This is a genomic window from Rossellomorea sp. RS05, from assembly GCF_039822645.1.
Taxonomy (GTDB): Bacteria; Bacillota; Bacilli; order Bacillales; family Bacillaceae_B; genus Rossellomorea; species Rossellomorea marisflavi_B.
Map to the genome: position 1 here is coordinate 219,899 of NZ_JBDKWY010000005.1, position 13,566 is coordinate 233,464.

The following is a 13,566-nucleotide window of genomic DNA, read 5'->3' on the forward strand; positions in this document are numbered from 1 at the left end:
GTACGAGCCATAACAACGCTGTCTATGGATCAGAGGACCTCCAGGGCTGGGGAATACCCCGGTATGATTAAAAAAATGGAGGGAATCTGATATGAAGATGGAGCAATGGATGAAACAAGATGAGGCCTTTGAAGGCTGGGATTTTTCTTATATAACCGAAACGGGTCGAATGAAGAGTGACGGGCTTTCCTGGTCGTATGGAAGCATGGTGCTTCCCCTGATGCGGGAGGCTTCGGCCATGCTGGATATGGGGACCGGCGGAGGAGAGTTCCTCTCTATGCTGAAGCCATTCCCACCCAGGATATGTGCAACAGAAGGCTACCCGCCGAACGTACCCGTGGCGAAAGCGAGACTGGAACCGCTCGGAGTGGACGTGCGTGCTTACGATTCTGATCATGATCTTCCGTTTGACGTAGGAGAGTTTGACTTGATTATCAATCAACACGAATCCTTTTCTGCACGTGAAGTGAGAAGGGTGATTCGGACCGGAGGCACTTTCCTTACCCAGCAGGTGGGAGGCTGCGACTGCTTTGAGCTGAACGATGCATTCGCGGTGCCATTGAATTCAGAATTTTCCGGGTGGAATCTGGAGCAGGCTGTAAAAGAGCTGGAATCCAACGGCTTCAAGGTGATCTGGAAGCGGGAAGAAACCGCCGGCCAGCGATTTTATGATATCGGTGCCCTTCAGTATTATTTGAAGGCGATCCCGTGGCAGGTCCCGGGATTTACAGTAGAGGGATTTCAGGATAAACTGGAGGAAATCCATCGCACGATTGAGAAAGATGGATATTTTCATGCCAGTCAGCATCGCTTCGTCATCAAAGCGGAAGCGATTTAGGAAAGGGGGTCTTTCGCTTTGCGGAGGGCTTCCTTTTTCATGATGTGAGCACAGAAGGAGTATCATATGGACAAGAAGATGATGCGGGGGACATTTTTCCTGACCTCTGCCACCTTTATCTCAAAAATCATCGGGTTTCTATTCATCATCCCATTCACCCTGCTGGTAGGGGATACGGGATATGCCCTGTACAAATACGCATACGGACCGTATACGATCCTGCTCAGCCTGTCGACGGTCGGCTTGCCCCTTGCCGTTTCCAAGTTCGTAGCGAAATACAACGAAAGGGGCAACTACCTCGCAGGGCTGAACCTGCTCCGTTATGGCCTGATTGCCATGATCATCAGCGGTATCGTTTCGTTTCTACTATTATACGTCTCTGCACCTTGGGTGGTGGTGGCATTCGGTGAAGGGGGAGGAGGGAACTCACGGGATGATATGATCTATGTTGTACGGCTCGTCAGTTTCGCTTTGCTCGTCGTGCCCCCCATGAGTTTGATGAGGGGATACTTCCAGGGGAGTGATTCCATGGGGCCATCGGCCATGAGTACGGTCATCGAGCAGGTGGTACGGATTGCCTTCATCCTTGCCGGGGGCTACCTCATCCTGAACGTGTTGAATGGGACGGTAAAAGGGGCCGTTGGGATTGCCACATTTGCCGCCTTCATCGGGGGGCTGGCCTCACTTGTCCTTCTTTTATGGGTTTTCTGGAAAAGACGCCGCCTGATCCGCAGGCAAATGAATGAAAGTGTAGGCAATGCGCGGATTGCAGTGTTTCCTATGTTCAAGGAGCTGACGCGATATGCCATCCCCTTTGTGATCACGGGCTTGACGATCCCGATTTATCAGAACATCGATACGTTCACGATCAATCGCCTGTTCATGAACATCGGCTATGCCTTTTCAAAAGTCGAGGTTATCAATGGGAATATCGGGATCGCCCAGATCCTCGTCCTTGTTCCCGTCTCACTGGCGACTGCTTTTGGTATGACCTTGATCCCAAGGATCACGTCATCGTTTGAAAGCGGGAGGATCCAGGAAGTAAGGGATAGCATCGATCAGACGTTCCAGCTGGTGTTGTTCTTTACCTTCCCTGCTGCCATCGGACTCAGTGTGGTGGGGAGCCATCTCTTCAGGCTGATGTTTCCTTCCTCATCCGATGCTGTCCTCGGCGGCATCATTCTTGAATGGTATGCGCCGGCGGCCATCATCATTGCCCTGTTTACGGTGACGACTGCGACCATGCAGGGAATCAATGAGCAGAAGAAAGTCGTTTGGGCCATTGCTGTCGGAATCGCTGTAAAAGTCGGACTGAACATCCTTCTTGTGCCACCGTTCAAAGAAGTTGGACCGATCCTCGCGACCTATGCGGGGATGGGCGTATCGGTCTTGTATACACTCCTTCATATCAAGAAGGCAGTCGGGCTCTCTTTCAGGAAGTTGATTCTTTCGTTGGTTCCCATCGCACTCATCACTGCCGTCATGGCTGCGGTCGTCTTGGTAGTTGAGAAGGGTGTAGAGGCCGCTGTACCTTCTACGATGGGGGAAAAAGGAATCGATCTGATTGTCACCTCCGCAGGGATCCTTGTCGGAATGGTCGTTTTCATTGCAGGAAGCTGGCGGTTCCCGGTGGTGCAAGGTATTGTGAGTGCAAGGAAGAAGAAGTAAGGGAGTGAAACATATGGCTGTCATGACCCGGGAACTGGCTCAGGAAATCGTCAACAGGACGATGGCCATCCTTGATTGGAACATCAACGTGATGAATGAAGAAGGCGTCATCATCGGTTCAGGTGATATGAACAGAATCGGGGATGTCCACCAAGGAGCACTCCTTGTCCTCCAGGAGAAAAGGAAGATCGAAGTGAAGGAAGAGAGGGAGGGCGTAAAGCCGGGAATCAATTTTCCCATCTCCTTTAACGGCCAAATTGTCGGGGTCGTGGGTATCACCGGTGAGCCGGAAGAGATTCAAGCCTTCGCGGAGCTGATCAAGATGTCGGCGGAACTCGTCCTTGAGCAGTCCTTCCTTCTTGAGCAATTTCAATGGAAGCAAAGGATCCAAAACGATATGATCACCCAACTGATTACAGGCACCGGCGGGGATTCCGTCGTGGAAAAGGCAGGTTCATTGGGGATAGACCTGGATCTTCCCCGTGCCGCCATTGTGATGGAAGCACGTACAGATCCGACGGGGCAGGAACTCCTTCGCTCTATAGAATTCGAGCTCGATAAAGGAGATGTGCTCGGCGTCACTCCTTCTAATGAAATCATCCTTTTCAAAGTGGCGGAAAGAGGTCTGAAGGTTCCGCGGCGTCTCAGGTCGGTAGCGGGTGGTGTCGGGATCGGAGGGGTGGCAAGCAGTTCAAGGGAGTGGCGACGATCCTATGAGCAAGGAAAGCATGCTCTTGGATTAGGACGGAGATCGCGGCCGGGATTGCCGGTTTATTCCTACGAAGAGTTCCGGATCGAGGTCCTCTTGCTGCAAATGATGGAGCGGAATCCTGATATGGAGCGCTTTTCATTTTACGTCCCCCTGCTAGAACATACAGAAGGAATGGAAACGCTGGATGCCTATATCCAGGAAAACGGTGAACTCAATCGGACAGCTGAACGCCTTTTTATTCACCGAAACACGCTGCGCTATCGGCTGGATAAGATTCACCAGTGGACGTGCAAGGATCCCCGTAAGATCAGGGATCTGATGGAGCTCTACATAGCGAAGCTATTTTACGAATCACATTAACTGTGCAAGTGTCCAAATATCCAGACAGGATATTTGGATTTTTTTGTTCGTTTGCCCAATGAATCAAAATTAGAAAACGCTTACAATTAATCACATAGAGAATAATTCGTCTGAGGGGGAGTAGAAATGGATGTTACTGTAAGCGCTTTAGGAGCAGTGAGTGCCCTTGTCATCGCTATCATATTAATACTTAAAAAAGTCCCGCCCGCTTATGGGATGGTTGCCGGCGCGCTGATCGGTGGTCTCATCGGTGGAGTGGATATAGCCAATACCGTCAATCTTATGATGGAAGGAGCAAAGGGAATCATTCCAGCCGTCCTTCGTATCTTGGCAGCCGGGGTTCTCGCAGGTGTCCTGATCGAGTCAGGCGCTGCACTGTCCATTGCCGAAACGATCGTGAAAAAGCTTGGTGAATCAAAAGCACTCCTTGCCCTTGCCCTCGCCACCATGATCCTGACAGCAGTCGGAGTGTTTGTAGATGTTGCCGTCATCACCGTTTCACCGATTGCCCTTGCCATCGCAAAACGGGCAAAGCTGTCCAGGACGGCCATTCTCCTTGCCATGATCGGAGGAGGGAAGGCAGGGAACATCATGTCACCGAACCCGAATGCCATCGCGGCATCGGATGCGTTCGGTGTTCCCCTTACATCCATCATGATGGCAGGGATCATTCCGGCTCTATTCGGTCTCGCAGTCACCTACATGGTGGCCAAGAAGCTTGCCCGTAAAGGAACCTTCATCCAAGAAGAGAGCGCTGTGGTTGACGCCTCGAACATGCCTCTTTTTATTACAGCACTTGTGGCACCACTTGTAGCCATCCTCTTATTGGCCCTTCGCCCTTTGTTCGATATCAATATCGATCCGATGGTTGCCCTGCCGATTGGCGGGATCATCGGGGCCATTGCTATGAAGAAGACAAGAAAGATCAACGACTACGCAGTATCCGGCCTTGGAAAAATGTCGGGAGTGGCAATCATGCTTCTTGGAACGGGAACGCTTGCTGGTATCATTGCGAATTCGACCCTTAAGGATGTCATCATCAATGGCCTCAGTGCATCGGGTCTGCCAGCATATCTCCTCGCACCGGCATCTGGGATCTTCATGTCGGCAGCAACGGCATCGACGACGGCTGGTACCGCAGTTGCAAGTAGCGTATTCAGTGGGACCATCCTTGAAATGGGTGTGTCCGCCCTGGCCGGAGCGGCCATGATTCATGCAGGAGCCACCGTACTGGATCATTTGCCGCACGGAAGCTTCTTCCATGCGACGGCAGGTAGCGTGAATATGAGCATGAAAGAGCGCCTTAAACTCATGCCGTATGAATCCCTTGTCGGACTCACATTGGCCATTCTGTCGACTTTAGTGTTCGGCGTATTCAAGATTTTCGGTTAACCTGAGAGGAGAGAAAATGATGAAGATCGTCATCGCACCTGATTCGTTCAAAGAAAGCATGACCGCGCTGGAAGCGGCGCAATCCATTGAGAAAGGCATGAAAGCCGTCATTCCAGATGCTGAGTACCAGCTCCTTCCCATGGCCGACGGTGGGGAAGGGACCGTCCAATCCCTTGTGGATGCCACTGGTGGAACCATCAGGGAACGTTCCGTCACAGGACCCCTGGGTGAGGACGTCCCGGCCTTCTTCGGAATACTGGGTGACGGTAAAACGGCGGTCATTGAAATGGCAGCAGCTTCAGGTCTTCATCTAGTGGAGCCGTCGAAACGAAATCCCCTGCTCACGACCTCTAGGGGAACCGGCGAGCTTATCCGTGCAGCTCTTGATGAAGGCGTCAGCCATATCATCGTGGGGATTGGCGGCAGTGCCACCAACGATGGCGGTGTGGGTATGACACAGGCTCTCGGAGGCAGGTTCTTGAATGAACACGGGCAAGAAATCGGCCCGGGTGGCGGAGCACTCTCTGCTATAAGTTCCATTGACTTGAGTCTGCTGGATTCCAGGTTGGACTCCGTCAAGCTGGAAGTGGCATGCGATGTCACCAACCCCCTTATAGGTCCCACCGGTGCTTCTGCGATCTTCGGACCTCAAAAGGGAGCAGATCCGGAAATGGTTGATATCCTTGACCAAAACCTTGCCCATCTAGCCTCCATTGCGCCAAGCGGTGAAGAGATCGCCAGCAAAGCAGGCACCGGTGCTGCTGGAGGACTCGGTTTTGCCCTTCTTGCTTTCCTGAATGCCGAGCTGAATCGCGGTATCGATATTGTCCTAAAGGCCTTGAAGTTCAGTGAGAACGTCAAGAATGCTTCTTTCGTCATAACAGGAGAAGGGCGCATCGACGGACAGACCATTTATGGCAAAACACCGATCGGAGTCGCAAAGGCTGCCAAGGAGTTCGGGATTCCCGTGATCGGTATCGCCGGTTCCCTCACGGATGACAGTAGGGTCGTCTATGACCACGGCATCGATGCCCTGTTTTCAATCGTATCCGGGATCATGGAACTGCCCGAGGCTTTCAGTCAGGCAACGCATCTTCTGGAACGTGCATCTAGGGACGTGGCTGCAGTCCTGAAAATGGGGATCGGAATAAGTAAATGAACTCACGACAACCAATCACACTGCCAAGCCATATCAGGCCGAATAAACGTATGCATTATGTGTAAAATCATCCTCTATATCAAAAAAATTCAATTTCTTCAGAGTAGCGACCTTCCAAAAAAGGTCGTTTTTTTTTGTGGATTTTTTTTATTTGTGACAGAATCGAACGCTTACATTTTACGTTTTCCCCGGTGATTCGAACCTTTTGAAATCCCCTGAAAACCGCGCCATTTCAAGGAAAACGGTTACTTTAAGTAGTCAGAGTATTACGTGTATTATCACATTTATGTAAGGAAATGGAATCACCGTTTTTTCTGACAAATCCTGAATTACTTAGCATGACAAGGTTTGTTGCGTACGCTCAACATTTCACAAATGAAAGGGTTTATATTTACGAAAATGGGTAAGAAAAAAAAGGAGCTCAATCGATTGACTATTTTTTTCTACCTAGTTACTATTAGTAACATTGAGTGAACAAATAGTCGCTCACAAATACATCAACAGTTTAGGAAAGAAGGTTCACATTCATGGATATTTTCTTAGCCATCCTTCCTGCGATATTCTGGGGGAGCATTGTACTTTTCAATGTGAAACTCGGTGGAGGCGCTTATAGCCAGACACTAGGAACAACAATCGGTGCGCTGATCTTCTCAGCTGTCATCTTCTTGGTTGTTCATCCGGTTCTAACACCAACCATCTTTATCGTCGGAATCGTTTCGGGTCTATTCTGGGCCGTAGGTCAAAGTAACCAGCTCAAAACGATAGAATATATCGGTGTTTCCAAAACAATGCCGATCTCAACCGGTATGCAGCTTGTTTCAACTGCATTGTTCGGTGTCATTGTATTTAATGAGTGGTCCACAGCGGTCACTGTCATATTAGGAATCATTGCCCTTATCTGTATCATCGTCGGAATCGTACTGACATCACTGGAGAGCAAGGAACAAAAGAACGAAGAGAATTCAAAACAATTCAAGAAAGCGATCATCACGCTTATCGTTTCAACCATTGGTTACCTTGTATATGTTGTCGTTGCACGTCTATTCGACGTTGATGGTTGGACAGCCCTATTCCCACAAGCAATCGGGATGTTCATCGGAGGAATCATTCTTACTTACAGACATAAGCCATTCAACAAATATGCAATCAAAAACATCATTCCAGGGTTGATCTGGGCTGCGGGGAATATGTTCCTCTTCATCTCACAACCGAAAGTCGGAGTGGCAACAAGCTTCTCCCTCTCACAAATGGGTATCGTTATTTCCACACTCGGAGGAATCTTCCTTCTAGGTGAGAAGAAAACCAAACGTCAAATGGTCGGAATCATCTTCGGAATCATCCTGATCATCATCGGCGGTGTCCTTCTCGGAATCACGAAAAGCCAATAATCATCCATAGGTACAGCATCAACACAATCTAAGGAGGAATTTATTATGTATGAAGATTTAAAAGGTAAAGTAGTTGCTATCACTGGTGGATCAACTGGTCTTGGACGCTCAATGGCTGTCCGTTTCGGTCAAGAACAAGCGAAAGTTGTCATCAACTACTATGTAAACGAAGAAGAAGCAATCGAAGCGAAAAACGAAGTAGAAGCTGCCGGTGGGGAAGCCATCATCGTCCAAGGTGACGTGACTGTAGAAGCAGACGTCATCAACCTTGTACAAACAGCTGTAAAAGAATTCGGTACGCTTGACGTCATGGTCAACAATGCAGGTATCGAAAATCCTGTTCCATCTCACGAACTTTCTCTTGATAACTGGAACAAAGTCATCAACACAAACTTGACTGGTGCTTTCCTTGGTAGCCGTGAAGCAATCAAATACTGGGTAGAAAACGACATCAAAGGGAATGTCATCAACATGTCTTCTGTCCACGAAATGATTCCTTGGCCGCTATTCGTTCACTATGCAGCAAGTAAAGGCGGAATCAAATTGATGACCGAAACACTTGCTCTTGAATATGCTCCTAAAGGCATCCGCGTGAACAACATCGGACCTGGTGCGATGTATACACCAATCAACGCTGAGAAATTCGACGATCCAGAACAACGTGCTGACGTTGAAAGCATGATTCCAATGGGTTACATCGGTAAACCGGAAGAAGTAGCATCCGTTGCGGCATTCCTTGCTTCTAAAGAAGCTAGCTATGTAACTGGTATCACACTGTTCGCAGATGGTGGTATGACGAAATATCCTTCTTTCCAAGCAGGAAGAGGTTAATAGAAAAAACGAAAACGGGGGGCATTTTGCCTCCCGTTTTTTGTGTTTTTTTAGTACCGACTTTTTAATGTGTAATAGATTAAAATCGTGTTCCATCAAAGATTACATAAATAAAAAACACCCAATCCGGGTGTCTTTGTCCATTAAAATGTTTGAGCCTTCTCATGAGCCTCTGTCATCGCCTTGGCCTTGATTTCTTCCGTTCTTTCAGGATATTTCATCTGGCCTTCGATGATGATGCTTTCGAAGGAAGCGACTCCGAAGAATTCCATCATCACTTCCATATACCGATGACCAAGCTCACGCGGTTCTTCCGGCCCTTCGGAATATATATCACCCCGTGACTGGATATGGATGGCCTTTTTACCTGCAAGCATTCCCTGGATTCCGTCCTTTGTGTAGATGAACGTCTTTCCGGATACGGTGACGGCATCAATGTAGGCCTTCATGATGGCGGGAATGGAGAAGTTCCACATGGGCGTGACGAAGATATATTTATCCGCCAGCAGGAACTGCCCGCCAAGTTCGGCAAGGCGTCCGACCTTAAGGCGTTCGGTGGTAGAGAGGTCGGCAAGCGATGCTTGGGAGCGGAGCTTTTCCCATCCGTTGAAAACATCCTTGTCGAGGAAGGGGATATCACTTTGATACAGGTCCAGGTGAACGATCTCATCTTCGGGATGAGACTGTTTGTATGTATCGAAAAATTCTTTACCAACAGCCATGCTGAGGGATTCAGTTTCACTGAGTGGATGAGCGGTGATATAGAGAACGTTGGTCATGATGTCAACCCTTTCTATTAGAGGTTAGTCATGGACCCAGCTTTCTGCCCATTTGCTGATAGGTCCGAGGATGTTACCCAGTTCGATCCCCTTTTGTGTAAGTGAATATTCCGATCGTATCGGCCGATCCGCTATGACTTCCCTGATGACAATCCCGTGTTCTTCCAATTCTTTGACGCGCTCGGTCAATAATCGTCTACTCAGGGCGGGGATGGCTTCGCTCAGTTCGCTGAAGCGCTTTGGTCCACTCATTAAAACATAAATGATCAAGCCGGTCCATTTTTTACCGATCAGTTCGAAGCTTTTCTCTACTTTAGGGTGAAGTTCTTGTCGGTCCTCCACTATATGTAACCCCTTTCAAACGGTTGGATAAAAAGATAACTTATGTACTTATTGTAACAGAAAATCGTGGTGGCTGGCGAATTTTGTCCATTGAATTGGATGGGGTTGTTTCGGTTAGTATGTGCTGGAATCGGGGATTTAAGTGAATTTGCATATTTTTTTGTAGGTGAGAAGGGAGGAAGGGTTCTCTGTTTTGATTCGGCAGGTGCTTTATGAGGGGAGGATACATGCATGGACGGTTTCAGTCAGGAACCCCGGCCACTTTTTAATGAGGGAGAAGGAGTGAGAGGTTCGTTCCGTTTCGCTGCGGCCGGCCGCTTTCCTCGGGGAGTCAGTTGAGTTGCTTCGACTGCGCCTGTAGGGTCTCAACTTTGCCTCTATTCCCGAAGGAGTCGTCCGTCCTCCGCTGCACTGCACTGTTCGACAATTGATGGGTGGTTCTGAGTAACCGCATATGTCTATTACTTATTGTTGGAGTGGAGAGTGGTGGTAGAGAGATCGTTCCGTTTCGCTGCGGCCGGCCGCTTTCCTCGGGGAGTCAGTTGAGCCGCTTCGGCTGCGCCTGCAGGGTCTCAACCTTGCCTCTATTCCCGAAGGAGTCGTCCGTCCTCCGCTGCACTGCACTGTTCGATGATTGGCTCTGAGTAACCGCACATGTCTATTTCTTATTGTTGGAGTGGAAAGTGGTGGTAGAGAGATCGTTCCGTTTCGCTGCGGCCGGCCGCTTTCCTCGGGGAGTCAGTTGAGCCGCTTCTGCTGCGCCTGCAGGGTCTCAACTTTGCCTCTATTTCCGAAGGAGTCGGCCGTCCTCCGCTGCACTGCACTATGAAGGTTGGGAAGAGGGGGGATGGTAATACGTTTATGGGATACCCATTTACGGTCGTCAGTTTTCTAGCGGGAATGCATAGTGGGTCGTTTTGGGTGACCTCTACAGTATCTCGATTTGGACTCTTATTTATTCGGGAGTCGTCGGATTTCGCTATACTACTGGATAGGGAGTATGGTTCCTTCTGCAGATCAACAAAACAAAACACAGCGATCATCCGGATCGCTGTGCATCTGTCTTATTTATAAAACTTCACGCGTTCATCAAGCGGTTGGAACTGCTTTTCACCCGGCTCGGCTGTCGGATTACCGAATGGCATTTGGGCGATGAGCTTCCAGCTTTGCGGGAGGCTCCATTCGTTCTTCACGTCTTCATCGATCAGCGGGTTGTAATGCTGAAGGGAGGCTCCGAGGCCTTCTGATTCAAGGGCGGTCCAGACAACGAGCTGATGCATCCCGGAGGATTGGTGGGACCAGATCGGGAAGTTATCGGCATAGAGGGCGAATTGTTCCTGAAGGGACTTGACGATGCTTTCCTCTTCGAAGAATAGGACCGTGCCGTAGCCTGCTTTGAAGGAATCCATCTTCTGCTGGGTTCCAGTGAAATCTCCGTCTCCCACTGCTTTTTTCAGGGCGGAAGTGGTTAGATCCCATAGCTTGTCATGAGCGTCTCCTGTAAGGACGACAACGCGAGCAGTCTGTGAATTGAAAGCAGAAGGCGTATGTTTGACTGCAAACTCAACGATTTCCTTTACCCGTTCGTCTGAGACACTTACCTGCTTATCGATTCCATAATACGTACGGCGGGACTGTAGGCTTTCATAAAAATCTACTGACATTGGATTTCCTCCTAAATATCTCGAATTAAAACATTTTAAACATAGGGTAATTATAATCGTCTGATATGTGGAAGTCAAATAATTATTTGAAAATTAATAAAATTTAACAGTCATCATACAAAACAGGAAAGATTGAATAGCGAATGGTTACACTATATAAAATGAGGAGGTCGGATCCATGCCAAAGTTGACAGTGATCGGTTACGGGAAATATACGGTTGAAAAGGGTACGAAGCTGGTTCTGGCCCTGGAGGACAACGGAGTGGACATCCTGCATCGATGTGGCGGCAACGCACGCTGTACCACGTGCAGGGTCGAAATTCATGACGGAGATTTCTGTGAGCTTTCGTGGGGTGAGACAGAGATGACGTATGAGGATCGCCTTCGCTTGTCCTGCCAGATCAGAGTCGAAGGTGATTCCATTGTCCGTCCGGTCCTGACAGTGGAATCGACTGGTAAAAAGCCTGGTCCAAGACCGGCCGATTAAGCATGAATTTGCGAGCCTATCAGTATGAACTGGTAGGTATTTTTTATTCTTCAGACTTTTGAATCTGAGTGGGATCGATATGTTAAAATAAGGATGGCTCACACATGGAGGGGGGCAAATTCAATGAAAAAGAAAACCATAGCCATGATCCTGTTTTTAGCCATCGTCGGAATCGATATTCTTCTTATCTTTTTATACAAGTACAATTATTACGTGCGTTTTTTTAAGCCGACAGGGCTATTGGTGCCGTGGTTCCTTACGATCGTGGCGTTATACATCGTAGCCTGGGCGTATAAGATCAATAGGTATGTGATGATTACTGTGTCGGTTATATTCCTTGTTTTTTCAGTGGTAGTCATCTTCCTGCATCTCCTTTTAAAACATTCCTATCATGATATCCAATCCCCAGATGGAGGTGCGACGGTCACAATCGAATATCGGAATGCTACACATGGTGAAACATCTCATTTTTATACGTTTTACCGGTCGACCAGCATTCCAATGGTGGTGCAAAAACAAAAAGGAGACTCAGTGTCGATCATGACCAGGCATACCGATGGACTTGAAGACGATTTGACCGTTCTGGGGATCAACGATGTTGAATGGATCGGCGACCATAAGGTGATCTTTCATTCCCCTTATAAGGATGAAGCGATTGAAGTGACATTCTGAAGGTACGATTTACATACAAACATCATCAGTATCAATTCTATATACCGCTCATGATTTCCGTGCAAGACTACGCTTTCCGGGGGTAGCCCGTGAGCCTCCTCGGCAGACCTTCTCACATCAGCTACTCTTCTCGTAGGAGTCTTCGTCTTGCACTCCAATCAACCACTATAAACTTGGTCATGAAACAAACTAAAAACCCGAATTCACTTGCCATACATATCGGAGGCAAATGAATTCGGGTTTTACCATGATTAAAACAATCTATCCCAGATGAAGATTTGGTCACTCATACTCTTTCTGGATATCTCTCGTACTCCTGACCGTATCGATCGGTCGAACGAGCGCTTCGATCTGCTCGCGCTTTGGCTCGAGGAATGGAGGCAGGGATAACTTCTCCCCGAGGGTTTCGTACGGCTCGTCTCCCATGAATCCGGGTCCATCTGTTGCAAACTCGAACAGGATCTGTGGAGCCACAGGGGCATAGAGTGATTCGAAGAAGTGGCGGTTCACATATCCGGACGTACGGAATCCGAACTCTTCCATGCGTTTTGTCCATTCATCAAGTACGGCACGGTCCTCAACGCGGAAGGCCACGTGGTGGACGGTACCGAAGCCTTGTTGGGCGCTCGGAAGAACGGTGTTGTGCTCGACGACGACCTGTGCCCCGTTTCCGCCTTCTCCGACTTCGAACAGGTGGAAGCTTCCTTCATGACCGATTTCTTTGAATTGAAGGACCATTTCCATCAATTTTTTGAAGTAGTCGAAGTCTTGGATGCGGATGAAGATCGGTCCTAGACCGGTGATGGCATATTCCAATGGAACCGGTCCATCCTGCCATGGGGTGCCGGCAGGGACGCCTTCATTCTTTTCATCCGAGATCAATTGGTACTGCTGATCATCGAAGTCGGTGAAAGAAAGGGTCTTTTTCCCGAAGCGTGTCGTGATGCCACTGTGGTCGATCTTCAGGCGATCGAAGCGTTTGACCCAGTAGTCAAGGGCTTCATCACTCGGTACACGGAAGGATGTTTTCGCGATTTCATTCGTTCCGTGTACCCCACGTGGAATGTTAGGGAAGTCAAAGAACGTCATATCGGTTCCTGCACTTCCTTTGTCATCGGCAAAGAAAAGATGGTATGTCTGGATATCATCCTGATTGACGGTCTTTTTCACAAGGCGCATCCCGAGGACGTAGGTGAAGAATTCATAATTCTTTTCCGCACTGCTCGTGATGGCGGTCACGTGATGGATTCCTTTTAAATGGTTCAAAGCAGATC

General features: G+C 48.7%; 13 protein-coding genes. 9 read left to right on the plus strand and 4 right to left on the minus strand.

What is annotated here, in order from left to right:
• The first annotated feature begins 91 nt into the window (after window positions 1-91).
• The 7 genes from ABJ225_RS14760 to gdh all read left to right on the plus strand — a co-directional run bounded on the left by ABJ225_RS14760 (window position 92) and on the right by gdh (window position 8,348).
• Window positions 92-838, plus strand: coding sequence for a class I SAM-dependent methyltransferase (locus ABJ225_RS14760; protein ID WP_347320920.1), 747 nt, complete (start codon window positions 92-94; stop codon window positions 836-838).
• Between the two features lie 66 nt (window positions 839-904).
• Window positions 905-2,506, plus strand: a complete 1,602-nt coding sequence (locus ABJ225_RS14765) for a putative polysaccharide biosynthesis protein (RefSeq protein ID WP_347320921.1) — start codon at window positions 905-907, stop codon at window positions 2,504-2,506.
• A gap of 13 nt (window positions 2,507-2,519) precedes the next feature.
• Complete coding sequence (locus ABJ225_RS14770) at window positions 2,520-3,578, plus strand: CdaR family transcriptional regulator (protein WP_347320922.1); 1,059 nt, start codon at window positions 2,520-2,522, stop codon at window positions 3,576-3,578.
• A 126-nt stretch (window positions 3,579-3,704) separates the two neighbouring features.
• A complete protein-coding gene (locus ABJ225_RS14775; protein ID WP_347320923.1) occupies window positions 3,705-4,970 on the plus strand; it encodes a GntP family permease in 1,266 nt (421 codons plus the stop codon).
• A 19-nt stretch (window positions 4,971-4,989) separates the two neighbouring features.
• On the plus strand, window positions 4,990-6,129 hold the full coding sequence (locus ABJ225_RS14780; protein ID WP_347320924.1) for a glycerate kinase: 1,140 nt from the start codon (window positions 4,990-4,992) through the stop codon (window positions 6,127-6,129).
• A gap of 527 nt (window positions 6,130-6,656) precedes the next feature.
• Window positions 6,657-7,517 carry a RhaT/GlcU family sugar-proton symporter gene (locus ABJ225_RS14785; protein WP_048007141.1) on the plus strand — a complete coding sequence of 287 codons (861 nt, stop codon included), beginning with the start codon at window positions 6,657-6,659 and terminating at the stop codon, window positions 7,515-7,517.
• 45 nt (window positions 7,518-7,562) lie between these two features.
• Window positions 7,563-8,348, plus strand: a complete 786-nt coding sequence (gdh, locus tag ABJ225_RS14790) for a glucose 1-dehydrogenase (protein ID WP_056540823.1) — start codon at window positions 7,563-7,565, stop codon at window positions 8,346-8,348.
• 143 nt (window positions 8,349-8,491) lie between these two features.
• On the opposite strand, the gene ABJ225_RS14795 is transcribed toward gdh, so the two are convergent.
• From ABJ225_RS14795 to ABJ225_RS14805, 3 genes are all read right to left on the minus strand, one after another.
• Window positions 8,492-9,127 carry an NAD(P)H-dependent oxidoreductase gene (locus ABJ225_RS14795; protein WP_347320925.1) on the minus strand — a complete coding sequence of 212 codons (636 nt, stop codon included), beginning with the start codon at window positions 9,125-9,127 and terminating at the stop codon, window positions 8,492-8,494.
• Window positions 9,128-9,151: 24 nt separating this feature from the next.
• Window positions 9,152-9,469, minus strand: a complete 318-nt coding sequence (locus tag ABJ225_RS14800) for a winged helix-turn-helix transcriptional regulator (protein WP_048007138.1) — start codon at window positions 9,467-9,469, stop codon at window positions 9,152-9,154.
• A gap of 1,064 nt (window positions 9,470-10,533) precedes the next feature.
• Window positions 10,534-11,133, minus strand: coding sequence for a nitroreductase family protein (locus tag ABJ225_RS14805; RefSeq protein WP_056540827.1), 600 nt, complete (start codon window positions 11,131-11,133; stop codon window positions 10,534-10,536).
• A 178-nt stretch (window positions 11,134-11,311) separates the two neighbouring features.
• Between ABJ225_RS14805 and ABJ225_RS14810 the strand changes: the two genes are divergently transcribed.
• The gene (locus ABJ225_RS14810; RefSeq protein WP_079515595.1) at window positions 11,312-11,620 is read left to right on the plus strand and encodes a 2Fe-2S iron-sulfur cluster-binding protein; all 309 of its coding nucleotides are present in this window, start codon (window positions 11,312-11,314) and stop codon (window positions 11,618-11,620) included.
• A gap of 123 nt (window positions 11,621-11,743) precedes the next feature.
• A complete protein-coding gene (locus ABJ225_RS14815) occupies window positions 11,744-12,292 on the plus strand; it encodes a hypothetical protein (protein WP_347320926.1) in 549 nt (182 codons plus the stop codon).
• A gap of 282 nt (window positions 12,293-12,574) precedes the next feature.
• On the opposite strand, the gene ABJ225_RS14820 is transcribed toward ABJ225_RS14815, so the two are convergent.
• Entirely contained in the window at window positions 12,575-13,558 is a 984-nt protein-coding gene (locus ABJ225_RS14820) for a ring-cleaving dioxygenase (protein WP_048014567.1), read from the minus strand.
• Window positions 13,559-13,566: the final 8 nt, after the last annotated feature.

Excerpts from the sequence above, each read along its gene's own strand:
- ABJ225_RS14765 (WP_347320921.1), top strand. The coding sequence starts at position 905 with ATGGACAAGAAGATGATGCGGGGGACATTTTTCCTGACCTCTGCCACC.
- ABJ225_RS14775 (WP_347320923.1), top strand. The coding sequence starts at position 3,705 with ATGGATGTTACTGTAAGCGCTTTAGGAGCAGTGAGTGCCCTTGTCATC.
- ABJ225_RS14795 (WP_347320925.1), bottom strand. The coding sequence starts at position 9,127 with ATGACCAACGTTCTCTATATCACCGCTCATCCACTCAGTGAAACTGAA.
- ABJ225_RS14810 (WP_079515595.1), top strand. The coding sequence starts at position 11,312 with ATGCCAAAGTTGACAGTGATCGGTTACGGGAAATATACGGTTGAAAAG.
- ABJ225_RS14785 (WP_048007141.1), top strand. The coding sequence starts at position 6,657 with ATGGATATTTTCTTAGCCATCCTTCCTGCGATATTCTGGGGGAGCATT.
- ABJ225_RS14760 (WP_347320920.1), top strand. The coding sequence starts at position 92 with ATGAAGATGGAGCAATGGATGAAACAAGATGAGGCCTTTGAAGGCTGG.
- ABJ225_RS14780 (WP_347320924.1), top strand. The coding sequence starts at position 4,990 with ATGAAGATCGTCATCGCACCTGATTCGTTCAAAGAAAGCATGACCGCG.
- ABJ225_RS14805 (WP_056540827.1), bottom strand. The coding sequence starts at position 11,133 with ATGTCAGTAGATTTTTATGAAAGCCTACAGTCCCGCCGTACGTATTAT.
- ABJ225_RS14770 (WP_347320922.1), top strand. The coding sequence starts at position 2,520 with ATGGCTGTCATGACCCGGGAACTGGCTCAGGAAATCGTCAACAGGACG.
- gdh (WP_056540823.1), top strand. The coding sequence starts at position 7,563 with ATGTATGAAGATTTAAAAGGTAAAGTAGTTGCTATCACTGGTGGATCA.
- ABJ225_RS14815 (WP_347320926.1), top strand. The coding sequence starts at position 11,744 with ATGAAAAAGAAAACCATAGCCATGATCCTGTTTTTAGCCATCGTCGGA.